We start from the raw sequence: 17,411 nt of genomic DNA on the forward strand, positions 1-17,411 counted from the left end.
GGACCGGATATGGACAGACAACTCTCTGAACTGCTCGCAGCCTTGGCCACGGCGGCCAATGACGGGGGGCCGGCCGTTGAGGTATTGCTCGATGAGAGCAACCCCAACGGCTGGCGCATCGAGTACTTGGCACCACAGGACCTGCCAGGTTTCGAGCAGCCCATGGCAGTGGTGCGGACTTCCGGTTCCACCGGCCGGGCCAAGCGCACGGTGCTCAGCGTTTCGGCGTTGGCATCCAGTGCGCAGGCCACGGCCGAGTTCCTCGGCTTCGAAGGCCAGTGGCTGCTGGCCTTGCCGGTGCACTATGTCGCGGGACTGAGCGTGCTGACGCGTTCATTGTTCGCCGGCACCAAGCCCGTGGTGATGGACACCGAGGGCAGCTTCTCGGCCACGGCATTCACCGAAGCCGCCAATCAAATGATCGACTCCCGCCGGATCACCTCGCTGGTTCCAACCCAGCTTGCCCGGCTGCTGGATAACCCGGCGCCGGAAACCTTGCAGGCGCTGAAGCGTTTCGACGCCATCCTCTTGGGCGGCGCGCGAGCCAGCAAGGACCTGCTGGTCAGCGCCCGACACCATGGGCTGAAGATTTTCCAGACCTATGGGTCCTCGGAAACTTCCGGCGGCCTGGTCTACAACGGCACGGCCCTTCCCGGCGTGCAGCTGGCAGCGCATGAGGGGCGCATCTGGGTCGCCGGCCCCATGCTCGCCGACGGATACGCCAACTCCCCCGAAGCCACCGCCGAGCACTTCATTGAACGCGATGGTGTCCGCTGGTACGTCACCGATGACCTGGGCACCGTTGAAAAACAGCGCTTGAAGATCATTGGACGCATCGATGATGTGATCAATACCGGGGGCATCAAGCTTTCGGCATCGAAGATTGAAGGGCTGCTGGAAGAATTCTTCACGCAGGCAATCGTGGTCCCGGTGCCCGATCCGCAATGGGGCCACAGCGTTGGCCTGGCCTATGCGGGCCCGACCAATACCGCCGATGCCTTCGAAGCGGTGCGCCGGACCTTGGGCAAGGAAGCGGTGCCCAAGCACGTGCGCCACTACCCTCTTGGCTTGCCGCAGCTGCCTAATGGCAAGTTCAATCGACAACTGGTCATCGAAGAACTAGGCGTTCGCGACTAGTCTCGATTCGCCTTGCACGCCTAATCGCGGGAAACTAGAGGGTACGAGTTTCCGCTTGCCCTGAAAGGACAGAAAGTGGCCACACTTTCCCAGTGGGTTTCTGGGGCGCGTTTGCGCACCTTGCCTATCGTCATTGCCCCGGTTGTCATCGGTACCGCAGCCGCGCTGGGCGAAACTGGAACCGTTCATTGGTTCCGTTTCGTCTTGGCTCTGCTGGTGGGCCTGCTGCTCCAGGTCGGAGTGAACTACTCCAACGACTACTCGGACGGCATCCGAGGCACCGATGACGAACGCGTCGGCCCGCTGCGCCTGACCGGTTCCAAGCTCACCGAGCCGAAGAACGTGCGCAATGCCGCTTTCGGCTGCTTCGGGCTAGCCGCCATCTTCGGTCTGGTCCTGGTCATCATTTCTTCCTCGTGGCCGCTGCTGCTGGTAGGCGTCGCCGCGATCTTCGCCGCTTGGGGCTACACCGGCGGCAAGAACCCCTACGGCTACCGTGGCTTGGGCGATATTTACGTTTTCATCTTCTTCGGCTTGGTCGCCACCTTGGGTACCACCTTCACCCAGATCAACCAGCTGACCATGGCTTCGCTGTGGGGTGCCATCGGCACCGGCCTGATTGGCTGCGCCCTGCTGATGGCCAATAACGTGCGAGACATTCCTACCGATAAAGAGGTGGGAAAGATTACCTTGGCTGTGCGCCTTGGCGAACACAATGCCCGCTTGAGCTACGTGCTGATGCTGACGGTAGCCATCCTGCTCCCCTTGCTGGCCACCAGCGCCTTCCCGTGGATGTGGCTGATCCTGCTCACCTTCGTTCCTGCAGTGGCTCCATCGCTGCTGATGCTTCGCGAGCAGCAGCTGCCAAAGCTGGTGCTGGTGCTCAAGCAGACCGGCATGGTCAATGTCGTATATGCGGTGCTCTTCTCCTTGGCTATCGCCATCGAGGTTTTGGCCTAGCCACCGCTGCAGAAGGAAAAACGAGATGGGCTGGCCGGATCAATTGATCCGGCCAGCCCATCTCGTTAATTGTTCTGCCGGCCATGCGTGAATGGCTGGCTATGCAGTTCGAGGTGAACCTGCGTGGGGAAATTTACTCGGCGCCAGGGGTCTGCTTGCGCTGTGATTCGTCGAATTCATCCTCAACGGCTTCATCAGCTAGCTGCATCCTGGTCTTGTTTGCCGAGGTCTTGCTGAAAGCGTTGCGGATATCTTCGTTCGCCTTTAGCCGAAGTTTATTGAAGAAAAGGTAGGCCACCGCGAAGGCCACGACCAGGCCAATGATTCCGGAAACGAAGATTGGCCACTTCATACCTAACCAGAGGCCCAAGAAAACGGCTAGGAATATGCCTAGGCGGATAACGGTATATTTCACAAACTGCATAGTCTCAATTCTACCGGTGAACCTGTGAACAGGATTATCACTAGAATGGAAGCATGGTCCGCTTATTGATTTTCGCCGCAGTGGTTTCGGTTGCTTTGACGATTTATACCCTGATCGAATGCGCTCGTGCAGAGCGCCGCAGCATTCGTTCATTGCCTAAGCCTGCGTGGATTGCGGTCGTCATCCTCCTTCCGCTAATCGGAGCCGGTTTGTGGTTCCTCCTAGGTCGCCCTGTTGCGTCAAATGGCACCCCTGCGCAGAAGTCCATGGCTCCGGACGACGATGAGGATTTCCTGCGCCAGCTGGAGGTCTGGCGCCGCCAGCAACAGCGTGAAGCCGACTCGAAAGCGCGTGAGCAAGACCTCACTAAACGTGAAGACGTGCAGAAGGCCGATGGCGAGAAACCAGCCAAGCCTGAGGCCAAGGAACCGAAGCCAGGTGCAGAACGCAAGAACAAGCCAGAAGGCACCGACAGCTCTTCGTCTGAAACCGAATAACCCCCTAGTACTGCCGGGATCCCGGCAACCAGCCCAGCACGCGTACCAGCGCCGCTGGGCTTTTTCATGCCTCGTGGAAACTTCGGGCACTCTTGCAGGCGGCCAGGGACGCGGGGCTTCCTCTACGGGCGCTGGAGGGGCGGACGGGGGCAGGCGCCGGTCTGTGCCCCTGCACTTGAGTACCAGGGCCTGCAACGAACGCTTAAAGTACTGCGAGCGGCCTCCCCGCTAAAGGGAAACCGCTCGCAGTGCTGGATTCTTAGGAACTAGACTCCGGCGTAGGAGTGCAGACCGTCGAAGAAGATATTCACGATGGTGAAGTTGAAGACCACGCACAGGAAGCCGATGATCGACAACCAGGCCGAGCGTGGGCCCGTCCAGCCACCGGTGGCACGGGCGTGCAGGTAGCCTGCGTAGACAACCCAGATCACGAAGGACCAGACTTCCTTTGGATCCCAGCCCCAGTAGCGGCTCCAAGCGGCCTCAGCCCAGATCGCACCAGCGATGACAGTGAAGGTCCACATCACGAAGCCGATGGTGTTGATGCGGTAGGCGAAGTTCTCCAATGCGCCGGCACCTGGCACCACGCGCATGAAGGGCAGCTTGTCGTCCTGGCCAGCGGCCAGCCGGTTCATGCGAGCATGCTGTACCAGCTGCAGCACATTCATGGCGAAGCTGATGGCGAACAGTGCCGACGCCAGGACGGCGATGGAGACGTGAATGACGATCCATGGCGACTGCAGGGCAGGAACGAGGTGGCCAACCGGTGTCGGGAAGCCGATGGTGGCACCGCACAGCATCAAGGTGACCAGGCCGGAGATGAAGGATCCCATGAAGCGCAGGTCCTTGAAGATCAGCACCAGCAAGAAGACCAGAGCCACCAGGAATGCACCGGTGGACAGGAACTCGTACATGTTGCCCCAGGGCACTCGGTGCGCGGCTATCGCACGGGAAACCACGGCACCGCCGTGCAGGGCAGCGGCCAGCCACATCAGCACCACGGCAATGCGAGCCGTGGGGCGCTTGGCCGACAACTGCGTGTACTCCATCTTGTCGGTCACGATATGCTCGCCGACGTTGTCGGCACGCACAGCGGCACCCCGGCGCGAACGGGGCTTGGTGCCCACGGCGCCGCCGGCGCTAACCAGCAGTTCCTCGTCGCGCTTGAGCGCTTCGGAATCCATTTCGCTGATGGACTTGTTGGTCTTTGCCAGGTCCAAGGCGAAAATGATGAAGACCACTCCGTAGACCATGGCGGCCAGCAGCATGAACAACTGGCTGTATTCACCCAGCGTTTCATTGATTGGCGCTAATGCCCCAGCGTTATCCATTTACTGCTCCTTGGTTCTGCTCCTGGCTTGCCAATGGCCAAGCCTTGTCAAAGATCTTCTGTAGTTCTGCAGCTTCGCGTTCCAGACGCGGATCCTCGCCACGTGCCAGCAGTGCGTACTCGATACTACGCTTGCCGTTTTCTTGTTTCAGCTTCACCCAGACGCGGCGACGCGGGGTAAACAGCGAGACCGCAAGGCCGATCAGCGCCAGACCTGAGAAAATGCCGATTGGCAGCTTGCCCGGGTCATGATTGATGTCCAATGCAACGAAGCGCTTGAGGTCGTCAAAGGTAATCGAGCCCTTGCCGTCGGGCAGCTCGTAGGTCTGCCCCGCTTCGAGGATGATGCCGCCGGCATCCAAATCACGGCTGTTCAGCGGTTCCATCTTCTCCGTGTCCAGCACGAACACGTTTTGCGGGTTGCCGTCGTCAAGGCCCAGATCCCCGAAGTACGAGTTCAGGTGCAGCTGGGGGTTGATGGCGTTGGGATCGCCCGAGATGCCGAAGCCGTTCTCATCCACCAGTGCGGTTGGCAGCAAGAAGCCCTGGAAGCCCAGCTGCGATGGCTCGGCGTCCGGAACCTTCAGCACGAACATCGAGGTGTAGACCGAATCCTGCGGAATGGAAACCGCCGGGCCGGAATAGGAGACATTGCCGTTGCCATCCTTGACGGTGATCACCGGGGCGTAGCCATTGCCGACCAGGTACACGTCACCGCCGCTGATCCGCAGCGGATGGTTGACCTTCAGCTCCTGCTTCACTGGCTCGGCATCGGGCGATTCGCGCACCTTGACGTGGGCGGTGAAGTCCAGCGGCTGTCCGAAATGCGATTCGGATTCGCGGTCGAAGATGATGTCGAATTTGTCCAGCGTCACAGCAAAGGGCGGCAAATTATCGGCATTGAAGCCGGTGCCCGGGGTGAAGGAGTCGTAGGCCACCAGCGAATTCACGAAGGTCTCCCCCTCGACAACCACGCGCTGCCCGGTGTAGCCCAGGGCTCCGCCGATCGCGGCCGAAGCCAGTACGCCCATCAGCGAGATGTGGAAGAGCAGGTTGCCGATTTCGCGGGTATACCCGCGCTCTGCGGCAACCGAGGCCCCGGTGGCATCCTCGCGGCGCTCGACACGGTAGCCGCGCTTCTTCAGGATCCTGAACGAATCCTCGATGACCTGCTGGTCATCGGGCGTATCCGTCTCGCCTTCCAGAATTTCATGCGAGCTGTACTGGGGAAGTCGTTCCAGGCGCACCGGGGTCCTCGGCGGCGGGGTGCGCAAGGCTTTGGCGTGCTTCTTCACACGCGGGATGATGCAGCCAATCAGCGAGACGAACAGCAAGATGTAGATCGCGGAGAACCACACCGATGAATACACTTCGAACATCTGGAAGCGATCCAGCCATGGACCAGCGGTGGTGTGCTGTTCCAGGTACTGGGCTACAGATTCGGGGTTGGCGTCGCGTTGCGGGAAGATCGATCCCGGTACCGCAGCGACGGCGAGCAGCAACAGCAAGAACAAGGCTGTTGGCATCGATGTCAGCTGGGTCCAGATCCAACGCATGGAACCCATGAATCCCAGAGCAGGCGCGTCGCCAGTTCCCTTGGAATTCCGTTGTTGTTTCGCCATTAAATTGGCAACCTCACTTCATTGGCAAACCAGTTTTGCAGTTCTGCTACCCATGTTCCCCACAGACCGGTCACCATGACCAGTCCCAAGGCAATGAGTAGTACCCCGCCCAAACGCATGATGAAAACCTGGTGCTTGCGGAAGAACGCCAGCGCCTGCATGCCGCGCTGCAACCCCATTGCAATCAGGATGAAGGGCAAACCCAATCCGAGGCAATAGAACACAGTCAGGAGCGTTCCACGCCCTACGTTCGCGTCCACACCGGTGGACATGATCAGTACCGCACTCAAGGTGGGGCCGATGCACGGTGCCCACCCCAGGCCGAAGGTCAGCCCCAGAACCGGGGCACCCCACAGGCCTGCAGGCGGTTTCCTGTGGATCTTGCGGTCACGCTGCATCCAGGAGAAGCCGCCCATGAACACGATGCCCATGAAGACCACGACCAGGCCCAATGCCTGGGTGACCCAGGAGCCGTTGAACCTGAGCCACGCGGAGGCCTGGCTGAAAAGCACGCCCGCTGCGATGAAGACCACGGAGAATCCCAGGACAAAGAGCAGTACGCCGGAGACCACGCGGCCGCGCCGGTGCTCCTTCAGATCCGCACCAGTCAACCCGGTGACGTAACCGAGGTAGCCCGGCACCAGCGGCAGGACGCAAGGCGAAAGGAAAGAGACCAGCCCGGCCAGCAGTGCTACTGGGGCAGCCAGCAGCAACGACCCGTCCAGGACGATGTCGGCAAAGGGATTAGTGGTCACTGATCAGCTCACAACTCTTCGGTCAGAGCGGAGTCGATCAATGACTTCAGGGTGCCAGGCTCTACGGCACCGATCACGCGGGCACGGACACGGCCCTGGCGGTCCAGCACCAAGGTGGATGGAACCGCTTGCAACGGGACGTACTTGGTCATCGCCAGCTGGATGTCCCCGGAGGTATCCTGTACCGACTCATAGGGAATCTCGAAAGTGCGCTCGAAGGCCTTCGCCGCTTCGGCTTCATCGCGTACGTTGACGCCAATGAATTCGACTTTCTCGCCGAAGCCTTCAGCGATTTCCTTCAGATCCGGTGCCTCGATGCGGCACGGAGCGCAGGCGGCATACCAGAAGTTCATGACTACGGGCTTGCCCTGCCACTGCGTGAAGTCGATATCGGTGCCATGGTAGGTGGTGGCCTTGAGGGCAACCGGTTCGCTGCGCTTGGAAACTTCGTACTCTTCCACGGCGCCGTCGCCAGCGATGTAGTTCTTGCCGTCGCCGCTGTTTGCTTGCGCGGTCAGCGCATCTTCCTTGCCGCTGCAGGCAGCCAAGGGCACCACGGCGGCGGCAACCATGAGCGAACGCAACATGGTGCGGCGGCTCAAGTGGCGAGGATTAGGCACAGGATCTGTCATTTTGCTTTAGGCTCCAGGGATATTCGCCGCGCCGGCAAGCAGCTCGGGGCACGGTTCGGTGTAACGCACGGAGACCAATTCGTCTCCCTCAAAATCAAAGCTGGTGATGGAAGCCAGGGTGCACTCGCGCTGGCGCGGATCGTGCCACAGCGGCTTCTTCTCGGCGGCGCGGCGCGTAACCCAGATCGGCAGCTGGTGGCTGACGATAATGACTTCCGCTCCTTCGCCGTGCTCGGCGAGGGCGGCCTTGCGGTGCTCATCCATGGCCAGGCGCATGCGAGCAACCTGCTGGGCATATGGTTCGCCCCATGAAGGCTCCAGCGGGTTGACCAGCAGCGGCCAGTACTTCGGCTGACGCAGGTGCTCCGCAACCTTGGACAGCCCTTCCAGCTTGTTGCCGGCTTCGATAACCCGCTCGTCGGTGTGGACCTGCAGATCCAGAGCATTGGAGGTCGGCGCGGCTGTCTGCTGGGCTCGCAGGAGCGGTGAGGCCACCAGACGCACCACGTTGCCGCCTTCTGCTTGGCGCTTGGCAAAATATTCTCCTGCCCCATCGGCCATCTGGAATCCGAGTTCCGAGAGCCCGAAGCCGGGGATCCTGCCGTAGAGCATACGGTCAGGGTTGAAAACTTCCCCGTGGCGCAACAAATGGACGGTCGATAAAGGCATGCCTCCAGTGTCTCAAATATTCGGTGCAAATTAGCCATATTGTGGCCACCGTCAACTATTCACAGGACACGCATTGGAATCCCATATGGAAAAACCATCCTTTCGGAGGGGTTGCTCACAATCGACTGCCACTACGCTTAGTCAATAAGACAGTTCGACCAGAAGGACGCATCATGAGCGACAACGATCCTAACCAGCCGGGCCAGCCCTACAACCCGGGCCCTTCCGGCCAGGGTTCATCGCAGAACCCGTACGGCGAAAACCCCTACGGCCAGCAGCCCTCGCCGTACGGCCAGAACCCGTACGGCCAGAATCCGAATCCTTACGGGCAACCGCAGGCACCGGGCTACGACCAGTATGCCCAGCAGGGAGGTTACGCCGGCGTGCAGCCGCCGACCGAGCGGCCACGGACCTTGGCTATCGCCTTTGGCTTGATCATGCTCGCGGGCATCTTCAGTGCCCTCGCCAGCTGGCTGATGACCAACTCCAACATGATGGCCAACATGATTGGCCAGCAGTGGTCGCTGGTGCAAGAAGAGTTCCAGAACCAGATGCAGAGCACCCCGGGCATGGAGCAGGATCCACTGGTTGAACAGATGATGGCAAGCCCTGAGGCCTTCATGGCCCAGGTCAATTCCATGATGTCGACCTTCGTGATTATCTCCATGATCATCACCTTGGCCCTGTATTTCCTGGTGGGCTTCTTCGTTGGCCGCGGCGTGGGCGCCATGCGAATTATCGCCACGATCCTCGGTGCGCTTTCACTGCTGAATCTGGTGACTATCGTTCCAATGATCAGCATGTTCGCTGACACTCAAGCCGGAATTATCAACGCTGTCTACGTTGTGGGCATCTTGTTGGGCATTGCAGGCGTGGTCTTCGCCTGGTTGCGCCCTTCTTCGCAATACATTGCGCAGCGCCGCCAGGCTCGCCTGGCCGGCTTCCGCTAAACGCATGGCCGAGCCTCTTCGCGAGGCCCTGCAGGGACAATAAAGGCGTAGCCGCTCCATCCACCCAAGGGATGACGCGGCTACGCCTTTTCTCGTCTGCGCGGCTTCAGCCTTGAACGGCGAGGTATGCCAGGATCTGCAATTCAGTGGAAAGATCAACGCGCCGCAGGTTCATGCCCGCGGGTACGCGAAGCGGCATCGGTGCGAACGAGAGCACCGAGCGGACCGAAAGCGCGGCCAGTTCGTAGACCAGGTCCTGCGCAGCATCGCCCGGAATTGCCAGAACAGCGATGTTGATTTCTTCGCGTTCAACCACTGCGGCCAAGTCCGCGATCGCTTCCACGTGCAGCTCGCCGACCGGGCTGCCGACCAGTGCGGGGTCGATATCCAGGATCGCCTTGACGTTGAAGCCACGAGTCCTGAAGCCTGCATATCCGCTGAGCGCGCGCCCCAGGTTACCGGCGCCGAGGATGGCCACACGCCAGTCCTGGTTCAGGCCGAGGGTGCGGCTGATATGTTCTGCCAGTTCGCGGACCACGTAGCCCACCCCGCGGGTTCCGTAGGAACCCAACCAGGAAAGGTCTTTGCGCAGGATGGAGGGGTTCACTCCAGCTTCCTTGGCCAGCACCCCGGAACTGGTGCGTTCCAGGCCCTGGGCTTCCAAGGCGTTCAGCGCGCGCAAGTACTGGGTCAGTCGAGCCAGCGTGGCCTCAGGCAGGACCCGGGCTTCAAGCTCTGACATCTTCGTTCTCCCGCACTTTTCGGTGCTCTTGAAGAGCACAACGCATTTTCATTTATTCGGCAGCGGCTAGCTGCTCAGTAGTCGTTCCAGACGCTGTGCGTCGATGTGCCAGAAGTCGCGGACTTCTCCGTTGATCAGCAGAACCGGCACTTCCTCGTGGTGCTTGGCCAGCAATTCAGGGTGCTGGTCAATATCCAGTTCGGAAAACTCCATATTCAACCGGCCAGTCACCTCGGCCACGGTTGCGCGTGCGGCCTGGCACAGGTGGCAGCCTTCTCGAACCAACAGCTGGATCTGATTCAAAGTACTCACCTGCCTATAATCTCACGAGCCGTAACCGCCCTTAAACTTGGCAATGAAATAAACTGGATCAAATGTCTTCCATCGATCATCACCCCAGCCCGAATTCCGCCCTGGCTCCGGACACGGTCGCCGCTTTCTTCGATGTAGATAACACCCTTGTGCGCGGTGCATCGCTGTATCTGCTGGCCCGGAAACTGCATGAGCGCCGCTTCTTCCAATTCCGCGAAATCCTCTGGTTCGCGCTCAAGCAGTTGCGCTTCGCCGCGCGCGGTGAGCACCTAGGGGACATTCACCAGATTCGCGACCGTGCGTTGATGATGGTCCGAGGGATCCCGGTGTCCGAGATCGAGAAGATCGGCAACGAGATCTATGACGAATACATCGAACCCAAGCTATGGACCGGTACGGTAGCCATTGCTCGCCAGCATCGGACGGTGGGCCGTGAAGTCTGGCTAGTCACTGCCACTCCCCTGGAAGTGGCGAATGTCATCTCGCAACGTCTCGAACTTACCGGTGCATTGGGCACTGTAGTGGCCAGCGAAGACGGTTTCTACACCGGAGCGCTGGCCAGCCCGATCCTGCACGCTGCGGAAAAAGCGCAAGCGGTGCGCACCCTGGCGAAGGCTCGCGGCATCTCGCTGTCGAAATCATGGGCATACTCGGATTCCTACAATGATGTTCCCTTGCTTGAAGCTGTGGGACACCCCGTATGCATCAATCCCGATGCGCGGCTTCGCGCCTACGCCAAGCGCCGCGGCTGGCAGGTCTACGATTTCCGCACCGGCCAGCGAGCCGCCAAACTAGGCCTGAAGGCCGCTGGAGTGCTTGGTGCGCTCTGGGCGGCGCGACGGTCCATTCTGCGCCGTTCCGGCTCTTAGGCCGGCGCTGGGCGGCTTTGGATAAAGCAATCGCCACCGTTCAACAGTTTCACTGTGAAGCGGTGGCGATGATTGCCAAGCGGCAAATGCTCAGAAGTAGATTTACTTCTTATTACGACGCTGGTGGCGGGTCTTACGAAGCAATTTGCGGTGCTTCTTCTTCGACATACGCTTGCGGCGCTTCTTGATAACAGAGCCCATAGTGGTTCCTCACAAACTAAATAAATGCGTCAACCCCAAATGCCTGCTTGCGCGCGAGCCCAAGGACAAGGTTGACCGGACGTTAAACGTTCCTTAACAGATTACCCGCTTTTCGGTCATGCTCTGACCATCGCGCGGACTATCGACCGTAAGAACCGGTACCGTGCTGCGGATCAATGGCCGCGGCATTCAGATATGATTCCACGGCGTTTTCCGGAACGCGATAGGAGCGACCGAACTGAACAGCAGGCAAATCACCGGCGTGGATCAGCCGATAAACGGTCATTTTGGAAACGCGCATCATGTCGGCCACTTCGGCCACAGTCATGAAACGGGCTCCGGCAAAATTCTGTTTATCCGTCATGCGGGATATTCTCCTGACGCTGATCTCTTATTCGTCGCGTTAATTTAGCGAAGATGAACTTACACGACTTTGGATCAACATCGGCGGTTCAGGTTCACGTTCGCTTTGTACTAGTCTAATCGCACTTTTGTAACTTTTGCATCACGAAACACACACGTGACCATCTGAATCACATTTTTTGATGCCTGAACGAGACAATCCGCGTGATTTCACCGGGTCCCCAATGAATTCACGCGGATTGCAGCGCTGCAGATTATTAGATGACGCCCTGTGCGAGCATTGCGTCTGCGACCTTCACGAAGCCCGCGATGTTGGCGCCGGCGACGTAGTTCCCCGGCATGCCGTACTCGTCTGCAGTAGCAGCACAGCTGGTGTGGATGCCGACCATGATCTCAGTCAGGCGACGCTCGGTGTGCTCGAAGCTCCATGCATCGCGGCTGGCGTTCTGCTGCATCTCCAGAGCGGAGGTAGCAACACCACCAGCGTTGGCTGCCTTGCCCGGGCCGAAGAGCACCCCTGCATCCTGGAAGATCGAGGTCGCTTCAGCGGTAGTAGGCATGTTGGCGCCTTCGGCCACTGCGATGGTGCCAGCAGCAACCATCTTCTTTGCGGCCTCAGCGCCCAATTCGTTCTGGGTTGCGCAGGGCAGCGCCACGGTGCCTGCAACGTCCCAGACGCTGCCACCGGCAACGTACTTCACCTTCTTGGTGCCACGGCGTTCGGCATACTCGGAGATGCGGCCGCGCTCAACTTCCTTGATCTGACGCAGCAGATCCAGGTCGATGCCGCCCTCGTCAACGATGAAGCCGGCCGAGTCGGAAGCCGTAACGACCTTCGCTCCCAGTGCCTGCGCCTTCTCGATGGCGTGGATTGCCACGTTGCCCGAACCGGAAACGACCACGCGCTGGCCATCGAAAGTCTGGCCGCGGGTCTTGAGCATTTCTTCAGTGAAGATCACTGCGCCGTAGCCGGTGGCTTCCGGGCGAACCAGGGAACCGCCCCAGCTCAAGCCCTTGCCCGTCAGCACACCGGACTCGTAGCGGTTGGTGATGCGCTTGTACTGGCCGAAGAGGTAACCGATTTCGCGGCCGCCAACGCCGATATCGCCGGCTGGCACGTCGGTGTATTCGCCAATGTGGCGGTAGAGCTCAGTCATGAAGGACTGGCAGAAGCGCATGACTTCGCCATCGGACTTGCCGCGCGGGTCGAAGTCCGAGCCGCCCTTGCCGCCGCCGATGGGCATGCCGGTCAGGGAGTTCTTGAAGATCTGTTCGAAGCCCAGGAACTTGACGATGCCAAGGTAAACCGATGGGTGGAAACGCAGACCGCCCTTGTATGGGCCCAGAGCCGAGTTGAATTCAACGCGGAAGCCGCGGTTGATCTGCACGCGGCCTTCGTCGTCAACCCATGGCACTCGGAAGATGATCTGGCGTTCAGGTTCGCACAAACGCTGCAGGATTGCGGCTTCGGCGTATTCAGGATGCTTGACCGATACAGCTTCAAGGCTGTCGAATACTTCCGTGACGGCCTGGTGGAATTCTGCTTCGCCGGGATTGCGGCGGAAGACTTCGTCGCGAATCGTCGCTAAGTGCTTATCCAAGTTTTTCTCCTCATCACTTGGGGCAGGCACAGGCGCACAAGGGGCCTCATTGCCGGCGTCACTGCCCCGCACACGAGAATGCCATGCTGGGCATTCTGAACAAAATTTTCATGTTATAAAACAGGATTGCGCGCGTAACTTAAAAGATTGACCATATTGCACGGTTGCAGCGCCGAAGACTGGACAAGAGCTAGCGCCGACGCCCGAACCGCGGAAGTTTCTCGAAAAACTCTTGCGCACGTCCAGTAACTTGTTCCAGGCCTTGGCCAACGCGCCGACCGATCTGCTGAGCCGTTGGATTCGATACCGCTGCCAGCTGCCCCTCGGCTTCGGCCTGCGTGGTTGCCAGCTCCTGGCCCTCCAGTTGGGCAGGTACCAAATCGGCGCACCAGCGCACGAGATCTTCCAGCGCTGAGGTATCAATGCTGTAGATGCGCCGCTGCCCGGCAGCGGCCATGCTCACGAGTTCAGCTTCGCGCAGCACCTTCAAGTGCTTGGAAACAGTCGGCTGCGAGATCTCCAGTTCAGTGACCAGAGTGCCCACTGCTTTCGGCTCGTTCTTGAGCGCTTCTATTATCTTTCGTCGGGTTGGTTCAGCCAACGCCGAAAACACTTCATCAATTGCCACACACATAACCCTAACGGCATATGAACGGTTGGCAATCGATTTCCATGCCTAAAATGCTGTGAGGTCTCGCCTCTGTCTCCGTTGGCCGCAGCCATGCGAGGCTAGTCGAACCATGGATCGAGCCCGAAAAGCGGGAATATCTCCTTGCGTGTAGCAATGATGGTTCGGTCTACCGGATCGGCCGGATCATAGCCGACTTCCCAATTGCGCCACCACAGCTGGGCGTCATCGCCCATGAGGTAAGGCATGGCACGGCCGTACCTTTCCAGAACGTAGCGGCGGAAGGTCTCGGGAACATAGGTACGCAACGGCACCGGCTTGCCGGCAACAATAGCCGTCAGATGGGTCCAGGTACGCGGCACGACGGCGGTGACGTTGTATCCCCCGCCTCCGGTAGCCAGCCACCGGCCTTCGCACAGCTCATCTGCCAACTGGGATATGTCCAGGGCCGCCTGGCGTTGCGCATCAACAGACAGCTTCAAGTTGGTCATGTCATCATCACGGTGCGCATCGCAACCGTGCTGGGAGACGATGATTTCGGGCTTGAAGGCGCGTACCAGCTGCGGAACGATCGCATGGAAGGCACGCATCCACCCGGAGTCCCCGGTCATTGCCGGCAGAGCAACATTTACTGCGCTGCCTTCGGCGTTCTTGCCGCCAATTTCATTGGCGAATCCCGTACCGGGGAACAGCGACAGCCCGGATTCATGGATGGAAATGGTCAGCACGCGTTCGTCATCCCAGAAGATCGACTCGGTGCCATCCCCGTGATGCGCGTCCACATCGATGTAGACCACGCGTTGGGCACCCTGTTCCAGCATGCGATGGATCGCGGCAGCAGCGTCATTGTAGATGCAGAAACCGCTGGCCTTGCTTTTCGCGGCGTGGTGCATGCCGCCGGCGAAGTTCACCGCACGGACCACCTCTTGGTCCATGATGGCTTGGGCCGCTGCTACCGAACCGCCAACAATGCGCCCGGCGGCTTCATGCATCCCGGCGAATACCGGGTCGTCTTCGGTGCCCAAGCCGAATTCTTCGGCAACGAGTGTTGGATCCTGGCTCACCCGCCGCACCTGATCGATATAGCTCTGGTCATGGACGGAGCCGATGACCGCATCGTCGGCAATATCCGGAGCCTGTATCGTGACGTTCGGCGCATCGAAGATATCCAGCTCATCGCTGAGTCGATAGGTCAGTTCTAGCCGTGAAGGGTGCATGGGATGCCAGTCGCTGAATTTGTACTTCAGATACTCTTCATCCCACATCACCATGGTGGGCCGTGGGGCATGCTGCGGATCTAACACGATTTCAGGCTACCCGATAGTGACCCAACTCATGAATTCATGGCAGTTTGCGCGGCTTGTCGGGTCTTTAGCCGGGCAACACAAGCGTTTAGCGGTGGAAACGCGTAAATTACTAGAAGGACTTCAAATCCTCATGGCAAAGAACTGTTCCCCAGGAAACGGCGAGTAATAAATGAGCACAGCCAGTGCATCGGGCCCCAGCGCCCGGGCAGCTGAAATGCGCGAACAGCGACGCAAGAAATGGCTGACCGTTCGCATCGCAGTTGCGGACTTCACCGTGCGCTCCCCCGCGCGCTTGACTCTTGGCGCCTTCTTGCTGGCTATCACGTTGTTCACCTCCCTGCTCGCGGCGCCGTTTTCCTCGGCCACGGGGGAAGCCACCGCGCTGCATGACGCATTATTCACCGCTGTGTCGGCAGTTTGCGTTACTGGCCTAACGACCGTCTCCACCGCTGTGCACTGGTCATTCGCCGGTCAGCTGATCATGCTGGTCGCAACGTTCATGGGCGGCCTGGGCATTTTGACCCTGGCCTCCATCATGTCCCTGGCGGTATCCCGCAAGCTGGGCGTGCGAGCCAAGCTGATGGCGCAGAATTCGATGAACAGTTCTGGAGCCTCAGCCCTGGGTGAAGTAAGTTCATTGCTGCGCATCGTGATCCTCACAGCGATCAGCCTGCAGGCGGTCATCGCGCTCTTTCTGATCCCGCGCTTCTACATTCTGGGTGAAAGCGTCCTGTCCGCCATCTGGCATGGAATCTTCTATGCCGTCTCGGCTTTCAACAATGCAGGCTTCACCCCGCACTCCGACGGATTGGTTCCCTACGAAACCGACCTGTGGATCCTGGGCCCATTGATGGCCGGCGTGTTCACCGGTTCCTTGGGTTTCCCGGTGATCATGGTGCTGCTGGCGCACAAGTTCAATATGAAGAAGTGGAACCTGCACACCAAGCTGACCATGCTCACCACCACCATCCTGCTCTTTGCCGGATCCTTCCTGTGGCTGATTTTCGAATGGGCCAATCCCAAGACCATCGGCGGCTTATCCATCAGCGACAAGCTCATTCATGGCTTCTTCGCCTCCACCATGACCCGTTCTGGCGGCTTCAACCTGGTGGATCAGAACGACATCCACCAGGTGACCATCTTGTTGACCGACGCATTGATGTTCGCCGGTGGCGGTTCAGCTTCTACTGCTGGCGGCATCAAGGTCACCACCATTGCCGTGATGTTCTTGGCGATCTTGGCCGAGGTCCGTGGCGATACTGACGCGAAGGCCTTTGGCCGGCAGATTCCGCAAGGCACCATGCGCGTGGCCATCTCCGTGGTCGCCATGGGTGCTTCGCTGGTGATGGTCGCTACCGGCGCACTCGTGACCATCGACGAATCGGTGGGCTTCTCGCGAGCCCTGTTCGAGTCGATCTCGGCCTTTGCTACCGTGGGCCTGAGTAGCGGGGTTTCGCAAGAAGTGCCTCCGGCCGGCAAGTATGTGCTCAGCGCGTTGATGTTTGCCGGACGCATCGGCAGTATTACGCTCGCCAGCGCGTTGACCATGCGCCACCGCAATACGCTGTTCAGACTCCCAGAAGAAAGGCCACTCATTGGCTGACAAGAACATAGACCACAATGCCCCGGTGCTGGTTATCGGCCTGGGCCGCTTCGGTGCATCTGTCGCTGAAACGCTGGTCAAGCAGGGGCGCGAAGTGCTGGCCATTGAGCGCAGCCCGGAGCTCGTTCAGCAGTGGGCCAGCACCTTGACCCACGTGGTCGCGGCCGACGCGACCAATATTGACGCCCTGCGCCAGCTCGGCGCCCAGGAATTCTCCTCTGCAGTCGTGGGCGTGGGTACCTCCATCGAATCATCCGTGCTGATCACCGTGAACCTGGTGGATCTGGGCATTGAGCATCTGTGGGTCAAGGCCATTACGCCCTCCCATGGCAAGATTCTTACCCGCATTGGTGCCAACCACGTCATCTACCCGGAAGCCGATGCCGGTGTGCGTGCCGCGCACCTGGTCGGTGGCCGCATGCTCGACTTCATCGAATTCGATGACGGCTTCGCCATCGTGAAGATGTACCCTCCGAAGGAGACCCAGGGCTTCACCTTGGCCCAGTCCCAAGTCCGCTCCAAGTACGGGGTGACGATCGTTGGTGTGAAGTCCCCGGGCGAGGATTTCACCTACGCCATGCCGGATACCATGGTGACTCGCCGAGATGTCCTGATCGTCTCGGGGCACGTGGACCTGCTCGAGCGTTTCGCAGCACGCCCGTAGGGCACGAGGATCGTGAATACGGCGGTGGGGGGGGCCCCCAACGGTGGGGGGCCCCCCCCGGATTTTTTTTAGTTGGGAGCCGCGCGCGTAAAACACCAGGGGGGGCACCGTGGGTTTTTAAAAAAAATGCAGGGCCACCAGATTG

The 17,411-nt window shown here is 59.7% G+C and carries 20 protein-coding genes; 7 read left to right on the forward strand and 13 right to left on the reverse strand.

Annotation, left to right across the window (positions count from 1 at the left end; genetic code table 11):
* The first annotated feature begins 9 nt into the window (after nt 1-9).
* Entirely contained in the window at nt 10-1,137 is a 1,128-nt protein-coding gene (locus ACFVHU_RS05275; protein ID WP_105656945.1) for an AMP-binding protein, read from the forward strand.
* 75 nt (nt 1,138-1,212) lie between these two features.
* Nucleotides 1,213-2,097 (forward strand): 1,4-dihydroxy-2-naphthoate polyprenyltransferase, encoded by an 885-nt coding sequence (locus ACFVHU_RS05280; RefSeq protein ID WP_105656946.1) that lies wholly within the window; start codon nt 1,213-1,215, stop codon nt 2,095-2,097.
* 133 nt (nt 2,098-2,230) lie between these two features.
* Here ACFVHU_RS05280 and ACFVHU_RS05285 read toward each other — a convergent pair whose 3' ends face one another.
* Nucleotides 2,231-2,674 carry a DUF4229 domain-containing protein gene (locus ACFVHU_RS05285; protein ID WP_353615987.1) on the reverse strand — a complete coding sequence of 148 codons (444 nt, stop codon included), beginning with the start codon at nt 2,672-2,674 and terminating at the stop codon, nt 2,231-2,233.
* Here ACFVHU_RS05285 and ACFVHU_RS05290 point away from each other — a divergent pair.
* A complete protein-coding gene (locus ACFVHU_RS05290; RefSeq protein WP_105656948.1) occupies nt 2,575-3,018 on the forward strand; it encodes a PLD nuclease N-terminal domain-containing protein in 444 nt (147 codons plus the stop codon). The genes ACFVHU_RS05285 and ACFVHU_RS05290 overlap by 100 nt on opposite strands.
* A gap of 266 nt (nt 3,019-3,284) precedes the next feature.
* Here the strand turns inward: ACFVHU_RS05290 and ccsB are convergent, their stop codons facing one another.
* Genes ccsB through ACFVHU_RS05315 form a run of 5 tightly spaced genes read right to left on the reverse strand, consistent with a single transcriptional unit; the run spans nt 3,285 to nt 8,026 of the window.
* Complete coding sequence (gene ccsB / locus ACFVHU_RS05295; RefSeq protein WP_105656949.1) at nt 3,285-4,349, reverse strand: c-type cytochrome biogenesis protein CcsB; 1,065 nt, start codon at nt 4,347-4,349, stop codon at nt 3,285-3,287.
* Nucleotides 4,342-5,970, reverse strand: coding sequence for a cytochrome c biogenesis protein ResB (locus ACFVHU_RS05300; protein WP_133833583.1), 1,629 nt, complete (start codon nt 5,968-5,970; stop codon nt 4,342-4,344). Before ACFVHU_RS05300 ends, ccsB begins: the two co-directional genes overlap by 8 nt.
* Nucleotides 5,970-6,725 (reverse strand): cytochrome c biogenesis CcdA family protein, encoded by a 756-nt coding sequence (locus ACFVHU_RS05305; protein ID WP_105656951.1) that lies wholly within the window; start codon nt 6,723-6,725, stop codon nt 5,970-5,972. The genes ACFVHU_RS05300 and ACFVHU_RS05305 overlap by 1 nt, the downstream gene beginning before the upstream one ends.
* An 8-nt stretch (nt 6,726-6,733) precedes the next feature.
* On the reverse strand, nt 6,734-7,327 hold the full coding sequence (locus ACFVHU_RS05310; RefSeq protein WP_332485937.1) for a TlpA disulfide reductase family protein: 594 nt from the start codon (nt 7,325-7,327) through the stop codon (nt 6,734-6,736).
* Nucleotides 7,328-7,363: 36 nt separating this feature from the next.
* Nucleotides 7,364-8,026 carry a histidine phosphatase family protein gene (locus ACFVHU_RS05315; RefSeq protein WP_388022874.1) on the reverse strand — a complete coding sequence of 221 codons (663 nt, stop codon included), beginning with the start codon at nt 8,024-8,026 and terminating at the stop codon, nt 7,364-7,366.
* Nucleotides 8,027-8,199: 173 nt separating this feature from the next.
* Here ACFVHU_RS05315 and ACFVHU_RS05320 point away from each other — a divergent pair, with 173 nt between their 5' ends.
* Nucleotides 8,200-8,976 carry a DUF3824 domain-containing protein gene (locus ACFVHU_RS05320; protein WP_105656954.1) on the forward strand — a complete coding sequence of 259 codons (777 nt, stop codon included), beginning with the start codon at nt 8,200-8,202 and terminating at the stop codon, nt 8,974-8,976.
* A 106-nt stretch (nt 8,977-9,082) separates the two neighbouring features.
* On the opposite strand, the gene ACFVHU_RS05325 is transcribed toward ACFVHU_RS05320, so the two are convergent.
* Both ACFVHU_RS05325 and ACFVHU_RS05330 read right to left on the reverse strand, forming a co-directional pair.
* Nucleotides 9,083-9,757 carry a redox-sensing transcriptional repressor Rex gene (locus ACFVHU_RS05325; protein ID WP_286134124.1) on the reverse strand — a complete coding sequence of 225 codons (675 nt, stop codon included), beginning with the start codon at nt 9,755-9,757 and terminating at the stop codon, nt 9,083-9,085.
* Nucleotides 9,758-9,784: 27 nt separating this feature from the next.
* Nucleotides 9,785-10,030: a glutaredoxin family protein gene (locus tag ACFVHU_RS05330; protein ID WP_332485935.1), complete on the reverse strand. Its 246-nt coding sequence runs from the start codon at nt 10,028-10,030 to the stop codon at nt 9,785-9,787.
* Between the two features lie 62 nt (nt 10,031-10,092).
* Here ACFVHU_RS05330 and ACFVHU_RS05335 point away from each other — a divergent pair, with 62 nt between their 5' ends.
* The gene (locus tag ACFVHU_RS05335) at nt 10,093-10,899 is read left to right on the forward strand and encodes an HAD family phosphatase (protein ID WP_105656956.1); all 807 of its coding nucleotides are present in this window, start codon (nt 10,093-10,095) and stop codon (nt 10,897-10,899) included.
* Between the two features lie 102 nt (nt 10,900-11,001).
* On the opposite strand, the gene ACFVHU_RS05340 is transcribed toward ACFVHU_RS05335, so the two are convergent.
* The 5 genes from ACFVHU_RS05340 to ACFVHU_RS05360 all read right to left on the reverse strand — a co-directional run bounded on the left by ACFVHU_RS05340 (nt 11,002) and on the right by ACFVHU_RS05360 (nt 14,963).
* On the reverse strand, nt 11,002-11,100 hold the full coding sequence (locus ACFVHU_RS05340; protein ID WP_005504750.1) for a 30S ribosomal protein bS22: 99 nt from the start codon (nt 11,098-11,100) through the stop codon (nt 11,002-11,004).
* Between the two features lie 139 nt (nt 11,101-11,239).
* A complete protein-coding gene (locus ACFVHU_RS05345) occupies nt 11,240-11,464 on the reverse strand; it encodes a helix-turn-helix domain-containing protein (protein WP_013349804.1) in 225 nt (74 codons plus the stop codon).
* A 256-nt stretch (nt 11,465-11,720) separates the two neighbouring features.
* Nucleotides 11,721-13,064, reverse strand: a complete 1,344-nt coding sequence (gdhA, locus tag ACFVHU_RS05350; protein ID WP_105656957.1) for an NADP-specific glutamate dehydrogenase — start codon at nt 13,062-13,064, stop codon at nt 11,721-11,723.
* 190 nt (nt 13,065-13,254) lie between these two features.
* Nucleotides 13,255-13,698, reverse strand: a complete 444-nt coding sequence (locus tag ACFVHU_RS05355) for a metalloregulator ArsR/SmtB family transcription factor (protein ID WP_332594628.1) — start codon at nt 13,696-13,698, stop codon at nt 13,255-13,257.
* A 95-nt stretch (nt 13,699-13,793) separates the two neighbouring features.
* The gene (locus ACFVHU_RS05360) at nt 13,794-14,963 is read right to left on the reverse strand and encodes an acetoin utilization protein AcuC (protein ID WP_181148815.1); all 1,170 of its coding nucleotides are present in this window, start codon (nt 14,961-14,963) and stop codon (nt 13,794-13,796) included.
* A 205-nt stretch (nt 14,964-15,168) separates the two neighbouring features.
* Here ACFVHU_RS05360 and ACFVHU_RS05365 point away from each other — a divergent pair, with 205 nt between their 5' ends.
* Both ACFVHU_RS05365 and ACFVHU_RS05370 read left to right on the forward strand, forming a co-directional pair.
* Nucleotides 15,169-16,602, forward strand: a complete 1,434-nt coding sequence (locus tag ACFVHU_RS05365; RefSeq protein ID WP_105656958.1) for a TrkH family potassium uptake protein — start codon at nt 15,169-15,171, stop codon at nt 16,600-16,602.
* A 25-nt stretch (nt 16,603-16,627) separates the two neighbouring features.
* Nucleotides 16,628-17,266 carry a TrkA family potassium uptake protein gene (locus ACFVHU_RS05370; protein WP_105657082.1) on the forward strand — a complete coding sequence of 213 codons (639 nt, stop codon included), beginning with the start codon at nt 16,628-16,630 and terminating at the stop codon, nt 17,264-17,266.
* Nucleotides 17,267-17,411 lie beyond the last annotated feature (145 nt).

Source organism: Glutamicibacter sp. NPDC127525 (genome assembly GCF_042672105.1).
In the GTDB taxonomy this organism is placed as follows: domain Bacteria; phylum Actinomycetota; class Actinomycetes; order Actinomycetales; family Micrococcaceae; genus Glutamicibacter.

What these genes read in the sequence shown, in the direction of transcription:
- ACFVHU_RS05275 (WP_105656945.1), top strand. Translation starts at nt 10, where the DNA reads ATGGACAGACAACTCTCTGAACTGCTCGCAGCCTTGGCCACGGCGGCC.
- ACFVHU_RS05290 (WP_105656948.1), top strand. Translation starts at nt 2,575, where the DNA reads ATGGTCCGCTTATTGATTTTCGCCGCAGTGGTTTCGGTTGCTTTGACG.
- ACFVHU_RS05285 (WP_353615987.1), bottom strand. Translation starts at nt 2,674, where the DNA reads ATGAACGAATGCTGCGGCGCTCTGCACGAGCGCATTCGATCAGGGTAT.
- ccsB (WP_105656949.1), bottom strand. Translation starts at nt 4,349, where the DNA reads ATGGATAACGCTGGGGCATTAGCGCCAATCAATGAAACGCTGGGTGAA.
- ACFVHU_RS05300 (WP_133833583.1), bottom strand. Translation starts at nt 5,970, where the DNA reads ATGGCGAAACAACAACGGAATTCCAAGGGAACTGGCGACGCGCCTGCT.
- ACFVHU_RS05315 (WP_388022874.1), bottom strand. Translation starts at nt 8,026, where the DNA reads ATGCCTTTATCGACCGTCCATTTGTTGCGCCACGGGGAAGTTTTCAAC.
- ACFVHU_RS05320 (WP_105656954.1), top strand. Translation starts at nt 8,200, where the DNA reads ATGAGCGACAACGATCCTAACCAGCCGGGCCAGCCCTACAACCCGGGC.
- ACFVHU_RS05335 (WP_105656956.1), top strand. Translation starts at nt 10,093, where the DNA reads ATGTCTTCCATCGATCATCACCCCAGCCCGAATTCCGCCCTGGCTCCG.
- ACFVHU_RS05340 (WP_005504750.1), bottom strand. Translation starts at nt 11,100, where the DNA reads ATGGGCTCTGTTATCAAGAAGCGCCGCAAGCGTATGTCGAAGAAGAAG.
- ACFVHU_RS05345 (WP_013349804.1), bottom strand. Translation starts at nt 11,464, where the DNA reads ATGACGGATAAACAGAATTTTGCCGGAGCCCGTTTCATGACTGTGGCC.
- ACFVHU_RS05355 (WP_332594628.1), bottom strand. Translation starts at nt 13,698, where the DNA reads ATGTGTGTGGCAATTGATGAAGTGTTTTCGGCGTTGGCTGAACCAACC.
- ACFVHU_RS05360 (WP_181148815.1), bottom strand. Translation starts at nt 14,963, where the DNA reads ATGGTGATGTGGGATGAAGAGTATCTGAAGTACAAATTCAGCGACTGG.
- ACFVHU_RS05365 (WP_105656958.1), top strand. Translation starts at nt 15,169, where the DNA reads ATGAGCACAGCCAGTGCATCGGGCCCCAGCGCCCGGGCAGCTGAAATG.